The 26,763-nt window shown below is 41.9% G+C and carries 27 protein-coding genes, 1 pseudogene and 2 riboswitches; of the genes and pseudogenes, 4 read left to right on the plus strand and 24 right to left on the minus strand.

The annotated features are described in order from the left end of the window. Positions 1-20: 20 nt before the first annotated feature. The 14 genes from galE to BR63_RS12825 all read right to left on the minus strand — a co-directional run bounded on the left by galE (position 21) and on the right by BR63_RS12825 (position 15,328). Positions 21-1,019 carry a UDP-glucose 4-epimerase GalE gene (galE, locus tag BR63_RS12760; protein ID WP_034426296.1) on the minus strand — a complete coding sequence of 333 codons (999 nt, stop codon included), beginning with the start codon at positions 1,017-1,019 and terminating at the stop codon, positions 21-23. A 36-nt stretch (positions 1,020-1,055) separates the two neighbouring features. After that, positions 1,056-1,994, minus strand: coding sequence for a GDP-L-fucose synthase family protein (locus tag BR63_RS12765; protein WP_034426294.1), 939 nt, complete (start codon positions 1,992-1,994; stop codon positions 1,056-1,058). A gap of 21 nt (positions 1,995-2,015) precedes the next feature. Beyond that, entirely contained in the window at positions 2,016-3,101 is a 1,086-nt protein-coding gene (gene gmd, locus BR63_RS12770) for a GDP-mannose 4,6-dehydratase (RefSeq protein WP_034426291.1), read from the minus strand. After that, positions 3,098-4,345: a WcaI family glycosyltransferase gene (locus BR63_RS12775; RefSeq protein WP_034426288.1), complete on the minus strand. Its 1,248-nt coding sequence runs from the start codon at positions 4,343-4,345 to the stop codon at positions 3,098-3,100. The genes gmd and BR63_RS12775 overlap by 4 nt, the downstream gene beginning before the upstream one ends. 70 nt (positions 4,346-4,415) lie before the next feature. Further along, complete coding sequence (locus BR63_RS12780; RefSeq protein ID WP_153802215.1) at positions 4,416-4,592, minus strand: hypothetical protein; 177 nt, start codon at positions 4,590-4,592, stop codon at positions 4,416-4,418. A 55-nt stretch (positions 4,593-4,647) separates the two neighbouring features. Then, entirely contained in the window at positions 4,648-6,021 is a 1,374-nt protein-coding gene (locus BR63_RS12785; RefSeq protein WP_034426285.1) for a mannose-1-phosphate guanylyltransferase/mannose-6-phosphate isomerase, read from the minus strand. A gap of 40 nt (positions 6,022-6,061) precedes the next feature. Beyond that, complete coding sequence (locus BR63_RS12790) at positions 6,062-6,736, minus strand: exopolysaccharide biosynthesis polyprenyl glycosylphosphotransferase (RefSeq protein WP_051966345.1); 675 nt, start codon at positions 6,734-6,736, stop codon at positions 6,062-6,064. 131 nt (positions 6,737-6,867) lie between these two features. Further along, entirely contained in the window at positions 6,868-7,941 is a 1,074-nt protein-coding gene (locus BR63_RS12795; protein ID WP_034426282.1) for a polysaccharide pyruvyl transferase family protein, read from the minus strand. Beyond that, positions 7,934-9,148, minus strand: coding sequence for an O-antigen ligase family protein (locus BR63_RS12800; RefSeq protein ID WP_153802214.1), 1,215 nt, complete (start codon positions 9,146-9,148; stop codon positions 7,934-7,936). Before BR63_RS12800 ends, BR63_RS12795 begins: the two co-directional genes overlap by 8 nt. A gap of 14 nt (positions 9,149-9,162) precedes the next feature. Beyond that, the gene (locus BR63_RS12805; RefSeq protein ID WP_153802213.1) at positions 9,163-9,795 is read right to left on the minus strand and encodes a tyrosine-protein phosphatase; all 633 of its coding nucleotides are present in this window, start codon (positions 9,793-9,795) and stop codon (positions 9,163-9,165) included. Beyond that, a complete protein-coding gene (locus BR63_RS12810; protein ID WP_051966341.1) occupies positions 9,792-10,490 on the minus strand; it encodes a CpsD/CapB family tyrosine-protein kinase in 699 nt (232 codons plus the stop codon). The genes BR63_RS12805 and BR63_RS12810 overlap by 4 nt, the downstream gene beginning before the upstream one ends. Further along, the gene (locus tag BR63_RS12815) at positions 10,459-11,793 is read right to left on the minus strand and encodes a GumC family protein (protein ID WP_051966340.1); all 1,335 of its coding nucleotides are present in this window, start codon (positions 11,791-11,793) and stop codon (positions 10,459-10,461) included. Before BR63_RS12815 ends, BR63_RS12810 begins: the two co-directional genes overlap by 32 nt. Beyond that, positions 11,790-14,075, minus strand: a complete 2,286-nt coding sequence (locus BR63_RS12820) for an O-antigen ligase family protein (RefSeq protein WP_153802212.1) — start codon at positions 14,073-14,075, stop codon at positions 11,790-11,792. Before BR63_RS12820 ends, BR63_RS12815 begins: the two co-directional genes overlap by 4 nt. A gap of 131 nt (positions 14,076-14,206) precedes the next feature. Beyond that, complete coding sequence (locus BR63_RS12825; RefSeq protein ID WP_034426274.1) at positions 14,207-15,328, minus strand: copper amine oxidase N-terminal domain-containing protein; 1,122 nt, start codon at positions 15,326-15,328, stop codon at positions 14,207-14,209. 98 nt (positions 15,329-15,426) lie between these two features. Here BR63_RS12825 and BR63_RS12830 point away from each other — a divergent pair, with 98 nt between their 5' ends. Then, a complete protein-coding gene (locus BR63_RS12830) occupies positions 15,427-15,924 on the plus strand; it encodes a VanZ family protein (protein WP_034426271.1) in 498 nt (165 codons plus the stop codon). Here the strand turns inward: BR63_RS12830 and galU are convergent. From galU to BR63_RS12845, 3 genes are all read right to left on the minus strand, one after another. Then, positions 15,884-16,801 carry a UTP--glucose-1-phosphate uridylyltransferase GalU gene (gene galU / locus BR63_RS12835; RefSeq protein ID WP_034426269.1) on the minus strand — a complete coding sequence of 306 codons (918 nt, stop codon included), beginning with the start codon at positions 16,799-16,801 and terminating at the stop codon, positions 15,884-15,886. The genes BR63_RS12830 and galU overlap by 41 nt on opposite strands. Positions 16,802-16,823: 22 nt before the next feature. Beyond that, positions 16,824-17,549 (minus strand): glucose-6-phosphate isomerase family protein, encoded by a 726-nt coding sequence (locus BR63_RS12840; protein WP_051966338.1) that lies wholly within the window; start codon positions 17,547-17,549, stop codon positions 16,824-16,826. A 331-nt stretch (positions 17,550-17,880) separates the two neighbouring features. Next, the gene (locus BR63_RS12845; protein WP_187142685.1) at positions 17,881-18,060 is read right to left on the minus strand and encodes a hypothetical protein; all 180 of its coding nucleotides are present in this window, start codon (positions 18,058-18,060) and stop codon (positions 17,881-17,883) included. 49 nt (positions 18,061-18,109) lie between these two features. On the opposite strand from BR63_RS12845, the pseudogene BR63_RS19580 reads away from it, so the two are divergent. Further along, positions 18,110-18,262, plus strand: a pseudogene (locus tag BR63_RS19580) (transposase); the annotation flags it as partial. Positions 18,263-18,306: 44 nt separating this feature from the next. Here BR63_RS19580 and BR63_RS12855 read toward each other — a convergent pair. The 3 genes from BR63_RS12855 to BR63_RS12865 all read right to left on the minus strand — a co-directional run bounded on the left by BR63_RS12855 (position 18,307) and on the right by BR63_RS12865 (position 20,557). Then, a complete protein-coding gene (locus BR63_RS12855) occupies positions 18,307-18,444 on the minus strand; it encodes a hypothetical protein (RefSeq protein ID WP_187142899.1) in 138 nt (45 codons plus the stop codon). 114 nt (positions 18,445-18,558) lie between these two features. Next, positions 18,559-18,738 (minus strand): hypothetical protein, encoded by a 180-nt coding sequence (locus BR63_RS12860; RefSeq protein WP_034426266.1) that lies wholly within the window; start codon positions 18,736-18,738, stop codon positions 18,559-18,561. Positions 18,739-18,829: 91 nt separating this feature from the next. After that, positions 18,830-18,913, minus strand: a riboswitch (cyclic di-GMP riboswitch). Positions 18,914-19,303: 390 nt separating this feature from the next. Then, positions 19,304-20,557 (minus strand): diaminopimelate decarboxylase family protein, encoded by a 1,254-nt coding sequence (locus tag BR63_RS12865; protein WP_034426263.1) that lies wholly within the window; start codon positions 20,555-20,557, stop codon positions 19,304-19,306. Positions 20,558-20,661: 104 nt separating this feature from the next. After that, positions 20,662-20,840: riboswitch (Lysine riboswitch) on the minus strand. Positions 20,841-21,127: 287 nt separating this feature from the next. Between BR63_RS12865 and metF the strand changes: the two genes are divergently transcribed. Both metF and BR63_RS12875 read left to right on the plus strand, forming a co-directional pair. Beyond that, positions 21,128-22,012, plus strand: coding sequence for a methylenetetrahydrofolate reductase [NAD(P)H] (metF, locus tag BR63_RS12870; protein WP_034426260.1), 885 nt, complete (start codon positions 21,128-21,130; stop codon positions 22,010-22,012). A gap of 113 nt (positions 22,013-22,125) precedes the next feature. Further along, positions 22,126-23,025 (plus strand): DUF4392 domain-containing protein, encoded by a 900-nt coding sequence (locus BR63_RS12875; protein WP_051966335.1) that lies wholly within the window; start codon positions 22,126-22,128, stop codon positions 23,023-23,025. Positions 23,026-23,059: 34 nt separating this feature from the next. On the opposite strand, the gene BR63_RS12880 is transcribed toward BR63_RS12875, so the two are convergent. From BR63_RS12880 to BR63_RS12895, 4 genes are all read right to left on the minus strand, one after another. Further along, entirely contained in the window at positions 23,060-23,779 is a 720-nt protein-coding gene (locus BR63_RS12880; RefSeq protein WP_034426258.1) for a GNAT family N-acetyltransferase, read from the minus strand. Between the two features lie 31 nt (positions 23,780-23,810). Further along, a complete protein-coding gene (locus BR63_RS12885) occupies positions 23,811-24,668 on the minus strand; it encodes a carbon-nitrogen hydrolase family protein (protein ID WP_034426256.1) in 858 nt (285 codons plus the stop codon). 140 nt (positions 24,669-24,808) lie between these two features. After that, positions 24,809-25,309, minus strand: a complete 501-nt coding sequence (locus BR63_RS12890; protein WP_034426253.1) for a hypothetical protein — start codon at positions 25,307-25,309, stop codon at positions 24,809-24,811. Between the two features lie 27 nt (positions 25,310-25,336). Then, a complete protein-coding gene (locus tag BR63_RS12895) occupies positions 25,337-26,590 on the minus strand; it encodes an HD domain-containing protein (protein WP_034426250.1) in 1,254 nt (417 codons plus the stop codon). Positions 26,591-26,763 lie beyond the last annotated feature (173 nt).

Consider the following 26,763-nt stretch of genomic DNA (forward strand, 5'->3'; position numbering starts at 1 on the left):
CCACTCCATAATTTATTAAACTAAAAATTTTCATTTGTGTTATAACCATTAGGATGTAACTGATGCCATTTCCAGGCAGTTTCAATAATTTCTTTTAATCCTTGATATTTCGGCTGCCAGCCTAGTTCCCTTTTAATCTTCTCTGCAGATGCTACCAGCACAGCCGGATCCCCGGGCCGACGTTCCCCTTCGACCACCTTTATTGGCTTGCCAACCACTTCCTCAGCAGCCCTTATAACTTCCCTCACTGAAAAACCATTACCATTGCCAAGGTTATATACTGCCGACTGACCATCAGCAAGCAATTTCTCAAGAGCCAGGATATGAGCCTCCGCCAAATCGTTAACGTGAATATAATCCCTGATACATGTACCGTCCGGCGTGGGGTAATCAGTGCCAAATATCCTGATTTCCGGTAACTTGCCAAGGGCACTTTGTAAGACAAGGGGCATCAAATGTGTCTCGGGAGTGTGATCTTCACCGATTTCCCCGCTTTCATCCGCTCCACAGGCATTAAAATATCTTAAGGAGATATATTTAAGGCCGTAAGCTAAGTCATAATCCTTCAGAATCTCCTCAATCATTAGTTTTGTTTTACCGTATACATTGGTAGGATTTTTAGGACTATTCTCAGTAATGGGTATTTCTTGAGGTTCTCCGTAAACAGCAGCCGTAGAGGAAAATACTATTCTTTTAATATTATTATTTAGCATAACTTTTAGGAGATTTACTGTTCCACAAACATTGTTTACATAATATTTCTCCGGTTCAGCCATCGATTCTCCTACTAAGCTATAGGCAGCAAAGTGAATAACGCTTTGTATATTATACTTTTTCATCGTACTATCTAATAATTGTTCATCAAGAATATTACCCACAATGAGGGGTATATCCTTTACAGACTCTTTATGACTTTTTTCCAGACTGTCATAGACTATAACATTATAACCAATGTCAGTTAATTTTCTTACCGTGTGAGAGCCTATATATCCTGCTCCTCCGGTGACAAGTATGGACAAAGTATCTACTCCTTCCTTGATCTGTAACGTTAATTATTAATCATTTTTATAATAATTCTTTATAAACCAATTATACGTTAATAAAATTCCTTCTCGTAATGAAACTTTAGCCTTCCAGCCAAGACTGGTAAGCCTACTTATATCTAGTAATTTTCTGGGTGTTCCATCAGGCTTTGACGTATTCCAAATGATATCTCCTTTATATTCTACAATTTCTTTAATCAACAAAGCCAATTCCCTGATGGAAATATCTTCACCAACTCCTATATTAATGATTTCATTCTGATTATATTTATCCATTAAGAATATACACGCGTCTGCCAAATCGTCTATGTAAAGAAATTCACGTCTGGGGGTACCGGTTCCCCACACTTCTACATAAGGGAGCTTGTTTACTTTTGCCTCATGAAATTTGCGAATCAAGGCTGGCATTACATGGGAAGTTTCCAAGTCAAAGTTATCATTTGGCCCATATAGATTAGTCGGCATTACTGAGATAAAATTGGTGTTATATTCCCTGTTATATGCCTGACAGAGCTGTATCCCGGCAATCTTTGCCACAGCATAAGGCATGTTGGTAGGTTCCAGTTCTCCAGATAATAGATATTCTTCCTTTATGGGTTGTGGTGCAAACTTGGGATAAATACACGAACTCCCGAGAAATAAAAGCTTTTTAACTCCATATAAGTGTGACGAATGAATTACGTTGCTTTCGATCATAATATTGTCATAAATAAACTGACCAGGATATTTAGAGTTCGCTAGAATTCCACCTACTTTTGCTGCAGCTAGAAAAACATACTCCGGTTTTTCTAACTCAAAAAAATGCTTAACTGCCAAAGAATCTCTCAGATCCAATTCTTTACTGGACTTATATACGAGATTCTTATAACCTAACCCCTCTAGTCTCCGTTTTATCGCACTTCCCACTAATCCACCATGTCCGGCTACATATATTTTTGCAGTCTTCTCCATATTTTTTATTCACCCGTTTCCCTACTCATAAGGATTATAAGTAGTATACCCGTTATTTTCACACAACAGATCCTTTTCAGCTAACCTTAAATCCTCTTTAATCATTATCTCAACCAGTTTTCCAAAAGTAACCTCAGGCTCCCATCCAAGCTTTTCCTTGGCCTTAGAGTAATCCCCAAGAAGTAAATCTACTTCTGTCGGTCTGAAATACCGGGGATCAACTTGAACTAGAACATTACCCGACTTTGAGTCTATCCCTCTTTCCTTTACGCCATTACCTTCCCATAAAATATCAATTCCTACATGTTTAAACGCTAATTCAACAAACTCTCTAACGGAATGGGTTTCTCCGGTAGCGATTACATAGTCATTTGGTTTTTCTTGTTGTAACATAAGCCACATGGCCTTGACATAGTCCCCCGCATAACCCCAGTCTCTTTTCGCATCCAAATTCCCCAGATAAAGTTTGTCCTGTAACCCAAGCTTAATCCTAGCCACAGCACGTGTAATTTTTCTTGTAACGAAAGTCTCTCCACGTACTGGAGATTCATGGTTAAAAAGAATGCCGTTACACGCAAAGATATTGTATGCTTCGCGGTAATTTACGGTAATCCAATAAGCATACAGTTTTGCTGCGGCGTACGGACTGCGGGGATAGAAAGGGGTCGTCTCCCGTTGAGGAATTTCCTGTACTTTACCAAACAATTCACTGGTAGAAGCTTGATAAAACTTCGTTCTTTCTGTTAAACCCAGAATTCTAATAGCTTCCAAGAGTCTTAAAGTTCCCAAGGCATCAGAATTAGCAGTATATTCAGGTGTCTCAAAAGACACCTGAACATGACTTTGTGCTGCTAGATTATATATTTCATCTGGCTGTACTTCCTGAATAATCCTTATAAGATTTGTAGCATCAGTAAGATCACCGTAATGTAATAGAAATCTTACATTTTCCTCATGTGGATCCTTATATAAATGATCTATACGAGTAGTATTAAATAATGAACTTCTACGTTTAATCCCATGAACCTCATATCCTTTATTTAGCAGGAACTCAGCTAAATATGCTCCATCTTGACCCGTAATACCTGTAATTAGAGCTTTTTTCATCCGTTCTTTCCTCCGTCTTTTAATTCTTTTAGTTTAGATTCAAAACTTCCTAATATCTTGTCAATATCTAAATATTCTTCAGCATATTTCCTGCCATTAATACCCAATTCGCTAAGTTTCTCTCTATTGTTATATAAATTAACAATTGTTTCTGCCATTACTTCAGGATTCTCTGGTTCAATTACTATACCACATTGGTATTTTTGGACAACTTTTGAAACTTCACAGGATTCATTAGCTGATACCAAAGCTGGAGTACCACTTGCTAAAATGTTTGTAAGCTTAGATGGCATCACAATATCAGTAACATCCTTTTGTTGGGGAACTAAACATATGTCTGCAGCACTCAGCATATTTGGTAAAATTTCCTTTGGTTGGATACCAAGAAACTGTACATTATGTAAATTAAGTTTCTTCACTCGATTTATTAACCATTCCTTTTTAGCTCCTTCTCCGACAATAAGGAACTTAATCATATTTTTATTAATTAATAAACTAGCAGCATCAACTACATAATCTAAGCCCTGTTTTTCACCGATGTTACCTGCGTAAAGAACAACAAAATCATCTTTGTCAATCTCGTTTACTATCCTGAATTCATTATTTTTCTCTAGCGGTTTAACATCTCTTATATCAGCCCAATTTGGGAATAATGTAACTTTTTTTTCATCTATACCTTTGTTTATTATTTTTTCTTTCATACCCATACTGATAGTTGTTATCAAATCTGCCTTTTTCAATATTAACCTTTCAACATACCTTAAAGTATTAAGCACTTTATTATTTTTTATCATTTGTAAATCAGCTGCAGCATCGATTTGGAGATCCTGGATATGATAAACAAACGGAATATTCAACAGTACTGAAACAAAATATCCATGTAATCCTATTAAAAATGGAGGACTTATACTTATTACTACATCTGGGCTCATTCTTATTTGTCTTAAAAGGTTAAACATACTGGAAAATTCAAATGATAATTCATGAATAATTCTTTTTATTGATGTAACTGTATCTGGTACATATACATAAGATCTGTAGATGTTTACTCCGTTAACAGACTCAATATCATACAATTTATTATCATATCTGTCGTAGATCTTCCATTTCGGATAATATGGAAAACCCGTTATGACAGAAACAGTATGTCCTTTTTCAACTAACCACTCACACATTTGAGTAGTATATAGACCTGTTGAGGTTATTTCTGGGTAATAATTAATTCCTATAACTAATATTTTCATAAATGCGATTCACTCCCAGTCAACATGTATATCTATAGTTACTTAACTCCTACTATTCTCGAGTGAGCAATTATCGTTTTTTGTAAGGCCTGCTGCGTGTGAATTCAAGAGGATCCTGTTTTGTAAAATGCAGAAGATGATCGCTAAGGAATTCACTTCCGTTGCCGGAATGAATTGCCCACGGACGAGAAGGCCACTCGTTGATAAAATTAGATCCTTCACTGCCATCGTAGGTAACTTCTTTCATGATTAATCACACCGTCACTGGCGGTTGGCTTGTTAACGTCAAAGAGCGTGACTCGTTACATACAACGACCAAAATCATCTTCGATCCTAACAATATCATCTTCTTCTAAATATTCACCGAGTTGCACTTCAATTACCTCTAATTGAACCCTGCCTGGATTTTCTAGTCTATGTTTATACCCTGATTGAACATAGGTACTTTCTCCACTTCTTACAAAATACTCTTCATCTTCTATAGTTACTTTTGCTGCACCTTTTACGACTATCCAGTGCTCACTGCGGTGGTGGTGTAGCTGGTAGCTCAATTTTTTCCCTGGCAAAACAGTGATGCGTTTTATTTTATAAAAGAGCCCTTCTTCTAAAATCGTATATGAACCCCATGGCCTATAGGTAGTTAAGTGAAAATCTACTCTTTGATTCTTACTGGATTTTAATTTGTCTACTACATCTTTAACCTTTTGCGAATAATTCTTTTTACATATCAGAAGGGTATCTTTTTCATCCACAACAATTAAATCATTGACTCCTATTAAGGCTACTGATTTGTCTTTACCTGTGTAAAGCAAGTTATTATTTGATTCTAGTAATATATCGCCATTAAACTTGATATTGCCGTATTCATCACTAGGATATTCATCATAGAAAGCATCGAAACTGCCCAAGTCACTCCATTTAATATCTAGCGGAATTACGGCTACTCGCTGTGATTTTTCCATAATACCGTAGTCTATGGAAATACTTGGTGCTTTTTCAAACATTTCGTTAATATCTTTTAAATTAAATGTTTGATAAACTTCCTGGCAATGCTCTTTTACTTCCTCAGTAAAAACATCTGTCCTGAACATAAACATACCGCTATTCCATAAATATCCATTTTCCATGTAAGAAAGAGCTGTGTCGTAATCAGGTTTTTCTTTAAATTCAGATACTTTGTAACCATCCCCTAGGGGATCACTTGGTTTGATATAGCCATAACCAGTATGTGGCTTATATGGCTTTACACCGAAAGTAATTAGATATTCACTGGTTAGTGACAATCCTTTTTTAATTATGTTAATGAGGGTTAATTCATCTTTAATTAAGTTATCGGAAGGGAATACTGCTACTTTGTCTTCTCCTTGTTTTTGTATTTCTTTTACCCCGAAATATATAGCTGGAAGCGTGTTTTTGCCCACGGGTTCAATTAAAACATTGTTTTCGTTAAATTTATAACCCAATTCTTCAATTTGACTTAGGACCAAAAATTTATAATTTGCATTGGTTACTATGTATATCTGGTCTGAGTCTGTTAATTTTAAGCACCTTTCAAAGGACATTTGAAAGATGGATCGATCCATATTCTTTAGTTTGAGAAATTGCTTGGGATAATAAGTGCGACTTAGGGGCCATAACCTGGTACCGTTCCCTCCGGCTAAAATAATAGTTTTCATTTTATGTCCTCCTTAGGATGGCTTTGACACAAGTTTTTTCTTAGTAAGCACCTTTTCTACCCAAAACAATACCCGCTGTTCGGATTAGTATTTTTATATCCATCCACAATGACCAATTACGGACATACCTAACATCCAATTGCACTCTTTCCTCATAGTCAATATCATTCCGACCACTAACTTGCCAAAGACCAGTAATACCCGGTAAAACCGCTTTATATATCTCATAATAATTTCCATATTTCTGAACTTCTTTGTTAATAATTGGTCTCGGCCCTACTAAACTCATCTCTCCCTTTATTACGTTAACCAGCTGCGGAAGTTCATCCAAACTTGTTTTTCTTAAGAAATGACCTACTCTTGTAATCCGTGGGTCGTTTTTTAATTTAAAATCTTTTTCCCACTCTTCACGAAGTTGGGGATTCTCTAATAATAAATTATCCAGGATTTCCTGTGAATTCATTACCATCGTACGAAACTTTAAACACTTAAAACTCTTCCCATCTTTTCCAACCCTGGTGTGACCAAATATTACAGGCCCCTTTGAATCAATCTTAATGGCAATTGCAATCAATATCATGAAAGGAAGGGCCACCAATAGAGCCGCAAATCCTACAACCAAATCAAATATCCTTTTAGACACGTATCCGGTCGTTTTCACACTTTTGTGACTTGATACCTTTTTATCGATTGAAACAATCTCGGTCTGAGCCATTATAGTACTCTCCCTCCTTCTATAATCTTAGATTTCTTTGAATATCTCGCTAAATCTTAGATTTTCACATTTTCCAAAACAAGCATTATGGGTAATATATTTATCTATATATACGGATGAGATTCTACTATTCATCTACTAGCAACTGCGTGTTTTAGAAATTCTAACTGCTTTTTCTTTTCTTCCTCTAAATAATCTTTATTAAGTAGAACCGGCTTTTTTCTAATATCTGTCAGACCTAACCGATCAAATAAATAGGATCGAGGTGATGGTGTAAATAACATTGCCGGTTTACCGTATGCTAAAGTAGCCACACAGGCGTGCACACGATCACTTAATGTCAAGGTTGTATTCGCATAAACAGTAAAATATGTAAATGGTTCATCAGATGCTATGGCATTCGGATGTTTATAAACTTTCCAAGTGATATGGGGATTGAAACGATGTTCCGGTCGAATAACTAGATATTCTCCTATCTGTTCTGGAAGCTTTCTAATATCCAATAAATGACCAATATATGCCTGCCATTTTCCTTTTTTCGAAAACCAGTTTTGTATTTTGGGAATTTTAAGGCTCCACTTATAATTTAAAGCTTCAAAAGAATAATCAAATGTACTACTATTGGGATTATTTAAATGTATGTCAGGTTCAGGAAAACGATCAAAATTCAGGGTAATGTATGGTTTAATATCCAACACAAATGGTTCATAAGCGTTCGTAACAAAAAAAGCACTATCAATGCCGTTATATGATTTTTCACAACAATCTTTAAAAGCATCGTATGTTTGTTTATCTCTTGTGCACAATATTTCAGGTGGATATTGCTTTAAGAATTCTCTATTAGCCTGAACTTCTGCTTGATTATGCTTAAACATTGCAGCACTAAGTAGAATAATCTTAACTCCACGCCTCTTTAAATGTTTAAAAGTATCCTCCCAAAGGTTTCTAAAATTTACTGTGAGCATAGGCCCTTGTAGAACAATATATTTTACATCAAGATATTTGAGTAGACCGATATCTTTCTTGGGGTTACCTTTACTTTGATTATGAAAAGTTCTATAACCCGGCTGATCCTGTATATAGTCAACATCATGTTCGGGAAATATTTCTTGTAATATTTTCTTTCCACCTACATTAAAAAAGGCATTACCTATATTTTGTCCCCAAAATCCTGAAACCAGCGCTACTCTAGGTTTGTTAGTCATCGTTATTCCTCCTCGTAGTCAGAAAACCAGCTAAACAGTATGAAAAAGCAGGATCAATTAAAATGTTAAATAACATAAAGTTAATGAAGTAAATTATTAAAGATAGGTTGTATATAAGAACAATTGGGTTTAACAAGTTTTTATCATATAAACGTTTGTTGATTATAATATTCTTAAAAATATTAAACGAGATGTATAGGAATAAAAATAACCCTAATAAACCATATCTATAGAACATTTGAACTGGCCCAATATGAATATTGTGCACTAAACCAAATTCGGTAATATTAGGCTCTGGGTACGAATAGTACGGTGTAAATGTTGCACCATATCCATGACCAATTAATATATTCAGCACAGAACCCTCCATCTTAGTTATTTTAATTACATCCTTAACCTCCATTAATCTACCCATAAATGATTCGTCTGTTTTTCCTTCCACAATAGTATGTAACCGAGTAGTTTTAAGCTCCAAATACATATTATTAATAAGGCTCGTTGTATCTATATTCAAGAGGCCAAATATAAAAATAAGCAACATAGAGACATAAATGAACATAGTCGAAAACCTTATTCTTCCCAATCTAAAACCCCTTATATATAAAAAAATTAAAGCTCCTATAAACCAAGTTAATATACTTGTCCTTACGTTTGAGAAATAACTTAGCGACAAGTATAATAAAAGTAATATTATAAAAAAAATTTTTCTTTTATTTCTTTGTTCAAACAATAATAATACCCAAGTTGCAGCTATTAAAACAACATGAGGTGGATCATACCTATTCTCCCCACGAACTAATCCCCCCCATAAGTCATTAAAAGGTGCGATTAACGAAGCTAAAAGCATAAATGCAAATAATAGTTTATTTAACCCCCTATCCAAGAACATCTTTGAATCAATTCTACCCAAAAAAACTAGGACTACCGGAAATAAAATAGTTACAAAGTCACCAATTACATACTTTAGAAAGACAACGTCTTGTAAAAATATAGAAATTATTGGTAAACAAATGAGGATCATACTAGAAGTTAAATAAATAAGATCATCTATCTTTACAACACGCATTCTTGCCAATTTTACCAGGGTTACAATAAGAACCCCCATAAATACAATACCATAGGATACTCGCCAATAAGGTACTCCCCTCGAAAGTAGCGAGTCTAAGATAGAATATATTCCGAGTAATATAATTATTAATTTCCCCAACAAAATTACCCCACTTACAATAACTTATAGCCTCTTTCTGAATGTGCATCACTACCCCAGTAATCAATAAATCCCTGATTGTCCAGAGATATAATTAGTTTCTTTGCTTTATTTCCATATTTCCCGCGAATACTACTGAAGTTTCCTTGAAACATAATACTGGTACTACCATAGCGTTTAAAACTTCCCATATCATCCTGTAACCAGTAATATCGCTCTGGGTGGGCTACAACAGGCATTATACCTAGTAGCTTAATTTGATCTAGCACCTGTGTCGCCCACAAGGGACGACATTGGGATAACGGAAATTCTACTAACACATGTGTACCCTTATCCATCAACGTCATCAGCTTCCTTTCTTTTAGAAGCTGCGGTATGGTAGGGCTGAGCATTATCTCGCTGCCGGGATACACCGTAACAGGTATCCTGGCATTTCTTATGGCATCATTCAGGAAATCCACTTCCGTTAAGATAATCTCTCTATAGTTTTCACATACACCCTCCTCAAAGTGAGGTGTAGCCACTATTTTCGTAAATCCTAACTGTGCAGCAGCCCTGGCCATGGCTAAGGATTCATGATAACTCTTGGGCCCATCATCTACACCCGGCAGGATATGGCAGTGCCAATCGGTGTCTCCCCACATCATTTGCCCTCTCCGTAGTAATAGTAGTAATAGTGGTCTTCCCTGGACCTTTCCACACTGTTCAGGACAACTCCCAGGATTCTTGCCTTAGCGCGGACCAAATGCTCCTTGGCCTCCTTGGCCCGATCGATTCTTGTCCTGCCGGATACGGCCACCAGGATAATCCCATCCACTTTTACCGAAAGAAGGACGGCATCGGTAACGGCGAGAACAGGGGGTGTATCCACGAGAACGTAATCAAATCTTTCCGTAAGTTTCTTGATAAGACAGGTCATCCTTTCGGAAGCCAAAAGCTCCGCCGGGTTAGGGGGAATGGGCCCTGAGGAAAGGAGGTATACCCCTTCGCTCTTTGTTTCTCTGATACACTCGTCCAAATCTGCATTTTCAGCCAAAACATTGGTTAAACCCACAGCATTATGCCGGGTAAAGATCTTATGCTGTACCGGGAGTCGCAGGTCGGCATCTATGACCAGGATTTTCTTGCCTGTCTGGGCCAGGGTAACAGCCAGGTTGGCAAGCACCGTAGACTTCCCTTCATCGGGTCCCGAGCTGGTGAAGGCAATGGATCTTATTTCCTTATTCATGCCTAGAAACTGGAGGTTGGTCCGCAATACTTTAAAGGCTTCCGCTTCCGGGGACTTAGGATAATGATGGGCAATTAAGGCATTATTTTGCGGTAGTAGTGCTTCTCTCTGCATAGCCTGTATCCTTTCCAAAGGAATTTTTGTCTTTACCGTTTTCCTTAAACTTGGGTATCATACCCAGTACGGGCAACCCCAGGTGTTTCTCCACGTCTTCCCTGGTGCGAATCTTGTTATCAAGAAATTCCAGGACGAAAGCGAAAACTACGGACATCATGAGACCGAGGACACCGGCCAGGGCCAGGTTCAGCTTTTTGTTGGGCTTGACGGGGTCGACTTTAAGTGTTGAAGGGGAAACAATTTGAATGCTTGTTTCACCAAGGTTAATGGACTTGGTTATCTGGGTCTGGGTAATTTTTTCAGACAGCAGTGCATAGGTTTTCTCCAACTCTTCAACTTTTCTCTGCACCAGTTCAGTCTCGTTTTTCTTGTTGGTTAATTCTGCCTGGAGCTGGTCAAGCTGGGTTTGCAGCTGTTTCATCCTGTTGGAGAGGGCCTCCATTTGCGCCCCTTTCTCCGTTAAAGCAATGTTTTTGGCAGTTACTTGTTCTTTAAGTGAAACATACAGAGAATTTGTCTGGGTTTGCTCTGCAGGGGGAATCTCCTTTAGTCTTTTTTCCAGTTCCTTTAAACCCGCCTGCAGCTGCTGATAAGAAACCTGGCTTTCCAGGTACAAGCTTCTGAATTTATTCAAATCATTACCGATACTGACCCGCTCCTGCTCTAAAAAAGCAATACTGCGCGGCCTCGCTTCCAGCTCTTTTAATTTTGCCCGCTCAGCTTCCAGGTCTTTACTGACTACTTTGATCTGGTCCTGAAGAAAGAGAACAGATTTGCTCAACTGCTGCTGGGTGTTCTTGGAAATTGATTCCAGGAAGAGTTCAGTTAAAGTGCTGCCTATAGCCACAGCCAGCTTGGGATCTGTATTATTTACCTTAACTTCGATTAAGTTTGTATCCTTAAGAGCAGTAACCTTGAGCATTTTGCCTAGACTCTCTACGGTATAACCCTCTTTGGCCAGATCCAGCTTTGTAATAACTCCGCTGAGGAGGACGGGGTCCTTGATTTGTTCTACATATGTCTTGATGGTCATTTCCGGTAAGCGGGAAATCGTGCTGATCATAGACTCCAGGTCGTTACCCTCGGTACGGGTGACCTTTTTGGCGTCACCCTGCACCACAAGAAGGGTGGTCTGAGCCTCGTAGACGGGAGGGAGAATAAAAAAGGAAAGGATAGCTGAGGTAAGGAGAGCAGTAAGGGTAAGGATGATGATGATCCATTTACGCCTGTCCAGGACCTCTATTACCTGCCGGAGATCTATTTCCTGATAAACTTGCTGACCGTCCGTCTCTCTGTTCATGCTTTTCCCCCATTCATAAGATTTGCTAGGTTTTGTATTTTTTCATAAAATAACTGGTTTTCCCGGTTATTTTTAATGTACTGGTTATAAAACCTGGTGTGATTTACGGGGTCCCAGTCCTGGTAGGCAAGAGCCAATAATGAACCCGCTTGACTTTTGGTATCTTTATTATTGAGGGCCTTGGAAAGCGCTTCTGCCGCCGTCTTTTTCTCCGCTAAAAGCAGCGAGACTTGCCCTGACAGCAGGTAAACTTGCGCCGTAGGCCTCATATTATAACGTTTTTCAGAAGCGAGATAATTTTCTTCGATTTTTTGGGTCACTGCTAAACATTGGGTAAAATAAGGCTTAGCATCGAGGGGTTTCCCTTTTTCTAAAAAAGCCATACCCCTGTCGAAATAGCTTTGGGCCAGCACCTCCAGTGTATAAGGATCTTTCGGCAGGAGGCGGGCCAGGCGCTCCCTTTCTTTTAGAAGAGCCTCTTCATCACCTAAAAGAGCATAGGCCCTGTCCAGGGACCACCTGGTCTTTATGTCATAAGGAGCCATCTCTATGGCTCTATTTGCATAGTAATAAACTTTCTCCTTATATGTTTCTTTAGGCAAGGACTTATAGCGGTGAGCATACAACTCGGCTAAAGCGGCAGCCAGATTAGGCGACAGGGGAGAAAGAAAATAGGCCTGTTCAAACTTATCAATAGCCCGGGGATAGTAACCCATCTGCTTTTCCTCCACACCCTCTTTGCTGAGTAAAGCAGCCCGGTATTCCCGGGCTGCAGGAATGATTAACAGCCCGCCGATAAGTAAGGATAATATGAAATAGCCCGGTTTAGGTATAAGCAAGAGCTTACTCCTGTGGCGGCCAGAGCCGTTGACTTCATTGTTTACCATCGCCCCCAAGGACCAGAAAACCATGGTTATAGCAGGCATGGAAAGTTCCATGTCTATCCCGCTGTGGATCAGGAGCACCAGAAAGGCCAGGATGACAGCCCAGGTATAAGGCCAGCGTGGGGTCTCTTTTCTGTGCAGGAGATATTTTATTATCTTATGCAGCAAAAGGGCCCACACGGCAAGGTAAGTGACAAGCCCCAGGGTCCCGGTTTCTGCCCAGATTTGGAAATAGTGGTTATGCACCTCACTGGACCAGTAAAACCTTTTGTCCTGGTATTGATGATAAAGGGAGTTCCAGCCCCCGGCCCCCGCGCCAAGGAAGGGATAATCCCGGACGATCCTGAGGGCTATGCGGTTCATATCCATTCTGTCCTGATAGCTGCTGTCTTCCCCGCTGATGGTGCCAAAGCGCTGAATAACCGTTGTATCTAAGATTTGACTGACGGGAGTAGGCAAGATTTGAGAAGTGTAGGAAAAATAGATAAATGCGCACAAGATAAGCTCCAGAGTCAGGGCCCATAACAAGACTTTCTTGTGGCGTCGCAGAAATCTTTTCTTTTCCACAATGCCAGGAAGAATATGCAAAAAACTCAAAGCGGCCATCAGCAGCACGGCTCCCAGGGCCAGCCAAGCCAAGGCGCCGGAATAGTCCTTTGCGTACACACCCTTTAAAAAGCCTTTGCTGCCCAAGAAACCAAAGAAAATGATGACGATGATATGGTAAAGGCTTTTCCAGAAAGATCTTCGGCCAATACCCAATAGGTAGATAAAAAGAGCCAGCCCCAGGACCAGCCAAGTCCCCCGGGATAAACTGCCCAAAAGGGCAATAATATTTAAATAAATTCCCAAGCCCAGGATGGCCTTGAGCCCAAGGGCATCCCGTGTCAACAAGGATCCCGTGCCCAAGAGGGCTCCCGCTGCCGCATAGATGCCAAGGGCATTGGGGTACTGAAATGAGGACATAATCCGCCCATGGGCAAAGGCTTCAGGAAAGTTTACCTTTTCCACAGCGGCTCCTATTCCCAAAGCCGAAACTGCGACAGTGCTCATAAAGACAAACAGCGTAAATCTTTCTCTGTCTTTGGCTTCCTTGGTCAATTCCAGGACAAGATAATAGATTAGAACATAATCAAAAACCCGGTATATGCCGAGAAGAGCTTCCTTCAGATAAACGGCAGTAAAGATGGTGAGAATATTCACAATTAAATAGGCCAGTACGGCATAATCCATCAATTGAAATTTCAGCTCTGCCTGCCTATCCCCCAGACGGGTTGCACCATAAAGAAGCCAGATAAAACCCAAATACATTTGAGCCAGAACAAGCTCTTCCTCATAGAAAAGTCCCTTCATGAGGGGCGCAATAACAAGTCCCGCACCTACTCCCCAAAATATCAAGGGCTTTAGTCTGAAATTACCTTGCAGTCCGTATTCACCAACAATTTCTTTAACTATTGCCTCTCACCTCTGTTAAGTATTGGGGGTCGCGAGGGGTAAAGACACCTTTACCCCTCGTTGACTTAACTTTCTTACTTCACAACTTCCACTCTGTAGGAGGAGGGGAACCATTTGACGTTAGCCCCGAAGGACTCAGAAACATAACGCAGAGGGACCATGGTCCGGTTCTTTATGATCTTGGCGGGCACATCCATACCCGGTAAGGGCTTATCGATTACGAGAACGAGTTCTTTGCCGTCCTGTTTCATTTTGACAGTGCGGGCAGCATCGATCCAGTCTACTTTTACACCCATGCTTTCGGCCACGAATCTTAAAGGTACCATGGTCCTATCATTAACCAAGGTGGCCGGTGAATCCAGGATCTTTGAGGTACCGTTGACAATAGCGGTGGAATTGTTGAGGGTTAAACTGATCTTTACTAATTTGGTATTCTTCATTACGGTATAGTAGCTGAACCTGTCGGTATAGAAGGTAAAGGTCTTTTTCACCGGGTCATAAGTACCACCTAAAGAAACGGCCACAGTCTTGCCGGAAGCGTCCTTCTCCAGGCGCACGCCGGTAAGCTGGTTTATTTCTTCCTGAGTGAGTGTACCGAGGGCAGAGAGATCCAGGGTCACAGCCACAGGCTCAGGGAAGCTGTCTATTCTGGTAGTTGTAGTTCCCGTTCTCACCTGGGCGCTCAGATCTACCATGATTCCGCCCACAGAAAAGAGACCGGTACTTTGGCCCAGAGGAGCGCTGGCCAGGATGTTGTTTGCTTCCGCCTGGGATACTACCTGGACACCTAATTCGACCACAGCATTCTCAGCCCGGACGGCATTAGTAATCGCCGGAGCCTGGAGGGCCTGCTGGGAGAACTGCACATTTACCCCCGGTCTCTCCAGGGTGAGAGATTCGTTAGCCCGCGCTAAAGCGTTTACTACAGTGGGGCTGATTTGGGCGGTGTTGTTATTGCCTAAGGATAAAACAGCCTCACCTGTCTGCCTTAAAGCCTGGTCTATGGCCTTATCGTGGTCAGTTTTTACATTTTCCGTTACAGGGGTTGCCGGGGGCAATGTGGGCGGGGGCGGCGTGGACCCACCGCCATAGGGGCCGGCAAAAACGGCGCTAAAGGAACAAAGGGTAAAAGCCAACACGATTAAGCACATTACAGAAATTTTTCTTAAGTAAGTCTTTTTTACATGATTGGACATGAAAATCATCCTCCTAATTTATTACTAAAATTATTTCCAGTATTTTACCCGGCAGTGTTATACTAAAAGCAATATTTTACTATGAAATGGTGGGTGCCATGAATAAAGAGGTTAATAATAGCGCCCATAACGAAGGACCTGTAAATAACGGTAAAAAGATATGGTTGATGCCACTACTCCTTTTGTTGTGGATAAGTATAATGTTTTCTTTTTCCAATATTCCAGGGCTGCTGACCCTTCCAATCCTGATGAAACTTAATATTTTGCCTGAAATTAAGAACCCCCAGCTGGCCAAGGAACTTGAGTATGTCCTCAGAAAATCCGCTCACATCATGGAATATGCCGTACTTTTCATTATTGTTTTTCTCACAATTAAGACCTTAGTGGCTAAGGAAAGTACCGCCAGGGGTTTGGCTAAGAGCATGTTATTCAGCCTTCTTTTCTGCTTTCTCTTTGCCATCAGCGATGAGTTTCATCAAACCCTGGTACCTAACCGTACCGGCAAGCTTTTTGATGTGATTATTGACCTTTTCGGAGTATTTTGGGGACAGGTGGTTATATTACTCTATGTAATCTGGCGGCGCCAGGGCTCTTAAGTTCAGATTGAGAATATACGAGATCTGCCAGGTATTGTCCCACTTCCTCTTTCAGGTCGTCCCTGCGCAGGGCAAACTCCACTGTGGCTCTGATGAAGCCAAATTTATCCCCCACATCGTAACGAACGCCCTCAAACTCATAACCTAACACCTTTTGTGTTTTATTGAGCTCCCTGATAGCGTCAGTCAGCTGGATTTCCCCGCCAGAGCCGGGAGGGAGGGTGTCCAGGATTGGCAGTATTTCCGGTGTGAGAATATATCTTCCCATAATGGCCAGATTGGAAGGAGCCCCTTCAGGGTGGGGCTTTTCCACCATGCTGACGATACTGTGCAAGCCTTTTCTGATGAGGCCATTACTTTTAATGATGCCGTACTTGGACACGTCAAACCTGTCTACTTCGCGAATCCCGATGACAGAGGTCTGATATTCTTCAAATATTTCTATCATCTGTTTTAAACAGGGCTTCTGGGAGATTACAACATCGTCCCCGAGAAGTACGGCAAAAGGCTCATTGCCAATAAACTTACGGGCGCTCCATACCGCATGACCCAGGCCCTTGGCCTCTTTCTGCCTCACATAATATACTGAGGCCATATTGGAGATATATTCCACCTGATTAAGGAGCTCCCGTTTACCTTTGGCATCCAGGGTAGCTTCCAGTTCATAGGACTTGTCAAAGTGGTCCTCGATGGCCGTTTTGCCCCGGCCGGTAACAATGATGATATCCTCTATACCTGACTGGATGGCTTCTTCTACGATATACTGTATGGTGGGCTTATCAACGATGGGAAGCATCTCTTTGGGCTGGGCCTTGGTCGCTGGAAGAAACCTGGTGCCAAGGCCGGCGGCGGGTATTACCGCTTTCTTTATTTTCATAGCAATTTCACCCCCTTTATTACTACTTCAAAAAGACAAAAGCCCGTGGATTATCAACGAATAAGTCATACAAACTATTCTTTTTACTTACCGGTATGGGACTGGGCCACTCTGCTGCTTTAACCCTCTTCGGCTCTACCTGCCGGGTATAATTATTATTTGGTACTATGGCATAGCCGGAAAAGTCATCCCTAAAGCAGTAGACGGCAGCGCCCTTCTTCCGTTTGATCGGTTCATAATCGGATTTAAAAGCAGCTTCTACTAAATTAGCCATTACTAATGTCCTTTTTCCCGGATTAATGGTTATATGGCCATAGTTTGGAGGAATATAGACTTTATCCCCCTTTTTTGCTTCAATGAGAATCACTTCTTCCGCTTCTCCCTCCTGATCATTCTTTTGCAGAAGATAAAGGGCCTGGCCGTCCAGCACTTCATAGTATTCTGAATAGGACAGTCCTGTGTTAGCTTTAACAGGATGAAAATGTCCTACTGTCTTGATATACTCTCCCATAACCACTTTCGGCGGAATAACCGTAATATCATACCTGATATTGTGTGCGCGGAAGATTTCCTTGTGTTCCCGCTCTTCTACGCCCCGGTAAATAAAGTAGATGGGGGGATTATCGTAGGAGGGAAAGGGTAAGTATGTTAAATTTTGCAAAGCCATTAACCTGCAAATATCAGGCTTAACCAAGCGTGCCGCCAAACCGGTGTTGTTTATTTTTCTGGTATTCAAGGCTACGTTCATACGCAAACCCGCCTTTTATATAGCCATACTTTCATTAATAGAAACTGGTTCCTTAGTGTCCGTCGAAAACAGGACTTTGCAGCGCCCCATCAACTGGTAATCCCCCAGGGCAGCCGTTTTTTTATAAAAATTAAAAGGCAATACAAATGCATAACACTAAAAATGCACTCGTATTGCCTCCAGGGGCTTTACTCTTCTTATTAATTTTTTCATCCAAAAAAAGGTACCTCCTTAATTATAATTTCATTCTAATAAGGTTTTTTTCAAATAGCAATATTGTTGCCAATTATTCTATATAAAATTAACAATTAATGCAAATTATGTTTAACTATTATCTTACCTCCACTCCTACGACACCGTTCGTTTTAATAATCATTAACCGCTTACATTTGTTACATTTGATCTCAATGTTGGGCCCTTTAACAATACAAATAAGTTTGTTACACAGACACCTCTCTTCTTCATCATTAAGCAGCTTAAAATCATCAAAATCAACTTTACTTACATCCAAATCCATCCCTCCAGATTTATATTTTGTTACTATATAAAATATTTTCCATATGGTCCAAGTTAGTAGCATTTGTTGGTATCAACCCTCACAATCCGGAGAGTTTACAGGTACTCGTAATAAGATGTCAAAACGAGGTTCCCCATATCTTCGGCGTGCTATATGGATAGCTGCTGCCGTAGCTGCTTTTAACGATCCTGTTCTTTCTGAGTTTTATCTGAAAGAAATCGATACACTCGACTGCTTTATCTACGTGCAGATCCCTGGGAAGTCCTGTGCTATCAACCCTCCCCCAGTCATAAATAAGGCAATACAAATGCATAACACTAAAAATGCACTCGTATTGCCTCCAGGGGCTTTACTCTTCTTATTAATTTTTTCATCCAAAAAAAGGTACCTCCTTAATTATAATTTCATTCTAATAAGGTTTTTTTCAAATAGCAATATTGTTGCCAATTATTCTATATAAAATTAACAATTAATGCAAATTATGTTTAACTATTATCTTACCTCCACTCCTACGACACCGTTCGTTTTAATAATCATCAACCGCTTACATTTGTTACATTTGATCTCAATGTTGGGCCCTTTAACAATACAGATCAGCTTGTTGCATAAACACCTTTCCTGTTCATATATGATTAAATCACAATGATCGGCGTCTTCTTTTTTTATCTCCAATTTCACCTCTCCAAATATCATAGCTTCTGCTCGCTTTCTTTGTTATATTGTTAAAACGAAGAACCCATAAAAAAAAACCGTACAGGGATCATACCCGTACGGCCGGTTGCACTATCAGCTCCATACAGTTCAAGTGCCCAATTACAAACTGTACTTCTACGCTTCCGCATCCCTTTTATTGACAAAAAAAGTTAGATGAAGTTAGACATTAATACTGTTCGTTGGATTATAAATTTTTCCTTTATTTTTTTTTCGAATTTTTCTGATATAACATGTCATATCTCGACTAAATTTTTATATATTTAAGATTCAGCTCAAACTCTGTTAAAACAACAGCCGTACTCTTCAGCTCTGTATGTATAAAATAACAATATAAAAATCTCCCTGTTATAACAATATCTTTTGCTAACTTGTCAATGACAAATTGTTGTCATAAAACCGTGACAAATATGTAATAGATTTCCTGGGGAAGCTAAACTTCATACCAATCATTCCTTTAATTTTTCAGGATGAAAGTTGGAAGGCCGAAGTCTCCTCCGGCCTGATTTTTTGCTGGATAATTTAATTACAGCCTGGAAAAATCCAGGGTCTGGAAGAGATCTTCCAGGGTCTCCGCCCGACGGATCAATTCTACACTGCCGTCGGGTTTTAGGAGCAGTTCGGCAGAACGCAGTTTGCCGTTGTAATTGAAGCCCATGGCGTGCCCGTGGGCACCGGTATCGTGGATAACCACAATATCCCCGATATCGATCCTGGGCAGAGGGCGGTCAATGGCAAACTTATCGTTATTCTCACAGAGACTGCCGGTGACATCATAGGTATGGTCCAAAGGCCAGTCTTCTTTCCCTACTACGGTGATGTGATGGTAAGCGCCGTACATACCGGGACGCATAAGGTTGGCCATGCAGGCATCCAGCCCTACATAATTCTTGTAAATCTCTTTTTTGTGGAGGACCATAGCCACCAGGTAGCCATAAGGCCCGGTGATCATGCGGCCGCATTCCATGGCCAGTTTCAGGGGGTGCAGGCCGTTGGCCACGATCTTCTCCTCATAGGCCTTCCTAATCCCCCGGCCAATGTACTCCAGGTCTACCACTTCCTGTTCAGGCCGGTAGGGTATACCGATGCCGCCGCCGAAATTTACCAGTTCAATGCGAATATCCAGGGTACGATAAAGTTCGATGATCAGATCAAACATCATATTGGCGGTTTCGATAAAATAGTTGGGATCCAGTTCATTGGAAATCACCATGGTATGGATGCCGAAACGTTTGACACCCTTTTCTTTCATGATTTTATAGGCTTCAAAGATCTGTTTCCGGGTAAGGCCGTATTTGGCTTCTTCGGGATTGCCGATGATTGAGTTCCCACCCTCACGCAGAGGGCCGGGATTATAACGGAAGGAAATGATTTCAGGAATTCCTACATGCTTCTCCAGGTAGTCGATGTGACTGATATCATCGAGGTTGATAATGGCCCCCAGTTCAAAGGCTTTCTGGTATTCCACGGCCGGTGTGTCGTTTGAGGTAAAGACGATATTCTCTCCTACTATGCCTGCCTTTTCGGCCAGGACCAGCTCTGCCAGGGAACTGCAGTCGGCGCCGAAGCCTTCCTCCCGCAAGATCTTCAGGATATAGGGATTAGGGGTAGCTTTCACGGCAAAATATTCTTTAAAGGCGGGGGCCCAGGCAAAGGCTTGAATCAGTCTTCTGGCATTTTCCCTGATGGCTTTTTCATCATAGATATGAAAGGGAGTAGGGTGCTCTTTAATAATCTCTTCCAGCTGTGCTTTGGTAAAAGGCAACTTTTTCTCGGCCACGTAAATTTCCTCCTCTATATTTTTCATCTATATAAACAAAAAAGCAGCTTACGAGCACTTCCCGCAAGCTGCTTCATAAGGCAAAGGTCTGCCCCTGCCCTGCTGTACGAAATAGCGCTCCACCCAAAAAATATTGGGTGACAGTCTTGTGCTTATTCAACACAAGCCCAGCAAAGGTCCCCGGCCTGAAAACCTTCACTTCGGCGGCCATTCCTTTCCGTACCCGTCATCGCCGGCCTGCTCCCGATACGTACTCATAATATGCCGCGCCTCTACCATTAATTTATTCTATTGTGCAACAGAGCTCGAAGTCTGTCAATAGATATATTTTGACGGCATTGAGGTTCAAATATTATGGCAAAATGTGGTGGCTTATATTGACAGCACCTGATAAATATATTACAATTCATCACAATTAAACTGGGGACATTCCTGTCTCCAAGGAACTGCCCGCTCTTCAGCAGGTGTGTCCCCTTTCACCACGTTGGGGACATTCCTGTCTCCAAGGAACTGCCCGCTCTTCAGCAGGTGTGTCCCCTTTCCTATATATAAACTTCCGGAGGTGCCGCCATGTTGATCAAAGATATTTTTGCAACTAAGAAACCTGTGATTTCTTTTGAAATATTTCCTCCCAAAAAAGATAGTCCTATTGAAACCATTTACAACACCATCGAGGGCCTAAAGGATTTAAAACCCGATTTTATCAGTGTTACCTATGGGGCTGGCGGCAGCACAACCAACAGGACAGTAGAGATAGCGTCCCTGATTAAACACAAGTACGGCCTGGAAGCCCTGGCCCACCTCACCTGCATCGCCGCCACCAAACAGGAAATCGAGGGCATCCTTAATAGCCTCAAAGACAATGGTATAGAAAACATCCTGGCACTAAGGGGCGACTTACCCCAGGATCCTGATTTTAAGTTTCCCGACCCTCTCCATTACCAGTACGCCAAAGACCTTATCCTTCACATCCAGAGCCTCGGCAGCTTCTCTGTGGGTGCAGCCTGCTACCCCGAAGGGCACCTGGAGTGTGATGATATCGAAAAAGATTTAAGCTATCTAAAACAAAAGGTAGATACGGGTGTGGACTTCTTAATCACCCAGCTCTTCTTTGATAATGAAATTTTTTATGAATTTTTGGATCATATGGCAAGGGCCCGTATCAACGTACCCGTTACTGCAGGGATTATGCCGGTCCTGAACCGAAAACAGATCGAACGTATCACTTCTCTCTGCAAAGCTTCTTTGACCAAAAAGTTTATCAGGATTATGGAGCGGTATGAGCATAATCCGGAAGCACTAAAAGAGGCGGGTATCGCCTATGCTACGGAGCAGATCATCGACCTGCTCTCCTGGGGTGTGGACGGTATCCACATCTATACCATGAACCGCCCGGAGGTTACCAGGAAAATCGTAGAAAATATGTCGACGATCCGGTCAGTGATCAGTACCTAATTCTCCTAAATTGTGCAACAAGTATACTGTATTATATCAACCCTTTGCCGTGTTCAACCATTATATATAGATAATAACTGTTTGTTGGAAAAAAATACAAGGAGTTGCGGCACTTGCGTAAATCAGACTTCACCAAAATTGAGGAACTTATCTGCCAAGATTTAGGCGGGCGAGGGCTGGGAAAAGCTGCTCTCATTCCCGGAGACCTGGCCAGGGCCGCGGAAAAGCTGATGGACAGTACAACAGTACTTATTGTTACAGGCTTTGGCATAAAAGACACTCTTATAGGAGAAACAGATGGTCCGCTGGGCGCCCTCTCTTTGGCAGGAGCTTTGGAGGAATTGGGTAAAAATGCTGTTCTGATCACAGATCAATACTCCAGTCCCTTATTAGAGGCGGGCTCCACTCTTAAGGGCCTTTCCTCACCCCTTGAAGTCGTCCCTTATGACGGGGCCGAAATTTTCTGTGTAGATTTGATCAATAAATACCGGCCATCCATGATTGTAGCCATCGAGCGCCCCGGACGGGCCCGGGATGGACGCTTTTACTCCATGCGAGGAGAAGATTTAACCTATCTTATACCAAATACCGATCCCCTCTTTACTAAAGCGGCGGAGCTTGGTATTCCTACCGCTGCAGTAGGGGACGGGGGCAATGAACTGGGTATGGGGAAAATAGCCGACATTATTCAAAACTCTGTTTCTAACGGTACCCAGATCTGCGCGGTTACCAGGGCCGATTATGTGCTGGTAACGGGGGTCTCCAACTGGGGAGGCCACGGCCTCACAGCCGCCCTTTCCCTGCTTTCCGGAAAGAACCTTCTCCACGACAGGAAAATGGAAAAGGATTTGTTAGCTGCCCTGGTGAAAGAGGGAGCCATTGACGGCTGCAGCAAAAAGCGGGAGATGACCGTGGACGGGTTAAGCCTGGAAATAAATTTGGCAATCTTGGACGAGCTCCATCAGATAGTAGAAATGGAGTTACTAAAGGAGAAAAAAGCCGTATCCTTCTAAGAGAACAAAAAACGAGAAAAAACGACTGCCACCCTTAAAAGGTTTGCAGCCGTTTTTTTTGGCTTATGCGACAAGGGGGACGGTTCTCTTGTCGCAAAAAGGGATTTTTCCATTCCATCAAAACCCCATAGTGATGGGATTCTTCATCCTCCAGATAATTGGAAACTAAAGCCACAGGCACTCTGCCGCAGTGCAGGAGAAAAGTGATAACAGGGTCCTTTAATTCCCCTCTTACGACGGCTTCCAGATACTGTTCTGCCGTCATCTCCTGGGCTACGCGATGATAGCCGGGAATTCTACCGCCACCCAGCAAGCGGCGCAATCCTTTATACACTACCACTTCATACATGGACTGCATGAGCCATTTCCCTAATCCCAGTTTACGATAGGCAGGCCTGATACAGATATCCACCACGTAAAGAGTATCTCCGTTGGGGTCGTGGTTTCGAATGTAACCGTTATCCGTAATCTCGCTCCAGGTATGATGGGTATGGTTGTGGTCCAGTTTGACAATTAAACCCGTCATGGAACCGGCCAGGGTGCCTTCCACTTCCGCACACAAAGCTCCTTCGGGGAACAAAGTGATGTGATTATATAACTGCTCCTCATTCCACCAGAGTTCGGCAGGAAAAGGAGGAGGAAAGCTTTCCTGCTGGATACGGATTAAGCCGGGAAAATCTTTTTCCCGGTAAGAACGGATAACCCCTTGGACCGTACGGTCCCCGTCAAAGAAATAAAGTTCTTTGTAAAACATGCACCTTTTCACCTCCAACCCCCGGCTTAATTCAGTTCCAATCAGGATACAAATCGGTACGGCGGTCCCGCCAGGTGGTAACAGAGCCGGCTTCTCTAACCTGGTAGAGTAATGCTAAATCCAGGTCTGCTGTAATAATCATATCGTCGTTAATCTCCCCTTCGGCTAACAGGCCATGAGGAGGAAAGGGAATATCATTGGGTGTAATGACGGCTGCCTGCCCGAAATTGGCCCTCATAAAATCCACCGTGGGAAGACTCCCTACTGTACCTGTTGTCACCACATAGACCTGGTTCTCTATGGCCCGCGCATGGCTGGTATATCTTACGCGATAAAAACCATGGCGGTCATCGGTGCAGGATGGGCAAAAGATGACATCGGCACCCCGGGCCCGTACCATTCTCACAATTTCGGGGAATTCAATATCATAACAGGTCAAAAGGGCTATTCTACCCTTCTCTGTGTCAAAGACATGAAGTTCATCTCCCGGTGTAATTCCCCACTCCTTTATCTCCGTAGGGGTCATATGAAGTTTGGGCTGAACAGCCACCCGGCCATCGGGGTAAAAAAGATGAGCCGTATTATACAACTTACCACCCTCCCTGATGACGTGGGTTCCCCCGATAATATGCATTCCGGTGCTTCTGGCCAGCCCTGTAAAAAGTGAATAATACTGGTCCGTAAACTCCGGCAATTCTTGAATACTCAAGGCTCTGCCTTTTTTATCGCCTATTGACAAAAGCTGGGTAGTAAAAAATTCAGGAAACAAGACAAATTCAGCCCCGAACTCCTGGGCTGTTTTTACATAATGCTCCACCTGCCGGGCAAAATCTTGAAAACGCTTGATGGTATGCAGGTGATATTGAACCGCTGAGACTCTGAATTTCACAGGGTTATCTCCTTTCCTGAAGATGGTTCTTCTCTTTTATGCCAAATATAGCGCAACAGGTTATTCAAGTCAAGAAAACGACTTAAAGCAAAAGCTCTGTGTCCCTCCACTCCGAGGGCACAGAGCTTATATCTATTCACTCAATGCAAAATCTGAAATAATTCGTCATAAGCTGCAAAGGCTTGGTCAAAAAAAGCTGCCAGGTGGCCCTTAAAGGTGTGGAGCTTACCCTTAAGTTCCTCACCGTCTAAACCTTCGTTCTTAAAGAAGATGATGGAACTGAGAACCTCCAATACCCTGGTCTCTTGCTGGGAAAGGTATTGGACAATACTTTTTAGGTTCTGATCACGGCAAAGCCGGGTGGGATTGGAGGAATCAACAGCCTCAATAATATAAGTCCTATAGCCATATTCTTCTTCCTCGTTTTCCTTGAGAATACCAAATGATTCTCCTACGCTTAGGTCATTGGCCAATTCCTCGGAATAAACGCCGTAATAATTCCACTTAAACTGATAAGGCTTCAAGGGCGGGTCTGAAAGCTCTTGCAGTATGTAAATAATCTTTTGTATTTTCTTTCTCCCTCTGATTTTCCCCCCACACATGCTGATAACATCACGTAGGGCAAAGATGTTCTCAAGCATACTCTATCCCCTCCTTCACCAAGATATTTAAGGTTTGATATACCAGCGAATTGTATCCTTTTTCAGCGCATTGGAGGCTTGGACAATGATGCTGTCTTCCAGGGCCGATAAAGGTATAATCTCATCTTTCTCCTTGCAGACAAAGATCTCTTCCAACACATCCCGGGTGGTGTATAAATCTTTGTAGGCTACATTTTTGGAGCTATCCTCATAAAAGAAATATTTCTTTTCATCTTCACTGGAGTATTGGGCCAGAATTTCTTCCCTCTTTTTGTAATAGGCTATGGGCTCTTGGGGAGGAAAAACTACCTTGAGGGGTACACGGCAGAAAAGATATTCCAGGAGTTTATGTAAAACCGGGTCCTTCACCTTATTATACCATTCATTAAACCAGGACATCATTACAAAATCATCTAGCTGTAAATAATCCTCAATACTTATGGTAGAGTTGAATAAAGCTTCTATGACCTTATATCCGGCCAGCTTTTTATGTTCTTTCTCCAATATTCTCTTGATGAGGTTATTGACGATGGCTTCAAATGAGCGAATTACCTTGTGGTAGTACACATGAATGTACATATAGTGCCTGCCCAGCAGGTACTGTTCCAAGACATTCAAGCCTTTTTTATGATTGATCCCCACCACGGTTTGTCCTTTGACCGAGGGAAAAGTGGCCGTTTCAATACTAATATTTCGTAAGAGCCAGTCAACATCAAATTTTCCATAATTGGCTCCTGTCATATAGGAGTCTCTCAAAAGGTAATCAATTCTGTCGGCATCAAACTGGCTGGAAATAACGGAGGCTACATGGGTACTGGGATACTTCTTTTGCAGGACCTGGCAGACCCTTGCGGGGAAATCTGTACCAAATCTTTGCAGCCTTGTGTTTATTTCCCGGCATTCCAGAATAATCCTTGTGGACATTTCCTCATGTTCAAAATGTCCGCCCAAATTTTTGATGGCACCCTCCAGCATATGGCTGAAGGGCCCATGTCCGATATCGTGAAGCAGGGCCGCCGTGGTAATCAGTTTCTCCTCATCTTTGTTCAAAGTAAAATGACTGCTGTTTCTTTTGAGGGCCCGGATGACCCTCTTTGACATTTCATACACGCCCAGTGAGTGGGCGAAACGGCTGTGTTCTGCCGATGGGTAGACCAGCCAGGCTACGCCCAATTGCCTGATTCTTCTCAGCCGCTGAAAGGCATACGTATCGATAAGTTCCAGGACATCGTCTTCTACTTCGATAATGTTGTGAATAGGGTCCCTGATAACTTTGCCCATGCGCACGCTCCACTTAAAGAGGTTGTTTACTCCCTTATTCTACTTCCTGGGTATTTTATCCTCCCTTGTTTTGGTAAATATTTGGTGCGACAACGGGGACGGTTCTCGGTTGTCGCATTAATCACCTTAATCATGCTCTAAATACGATATCTTTACTAATTCCGATTAGCTTT

This window comes from Thermanaerosceptrum fracticalcis (genome assembly GCF_000746025.2).
GTDB lineage: Bacteria > Bacillota > Peptococcia > DRI-13 > DRI-13 > Thermanaerosceptrum > Thermanaerosceptrum fracticalcis.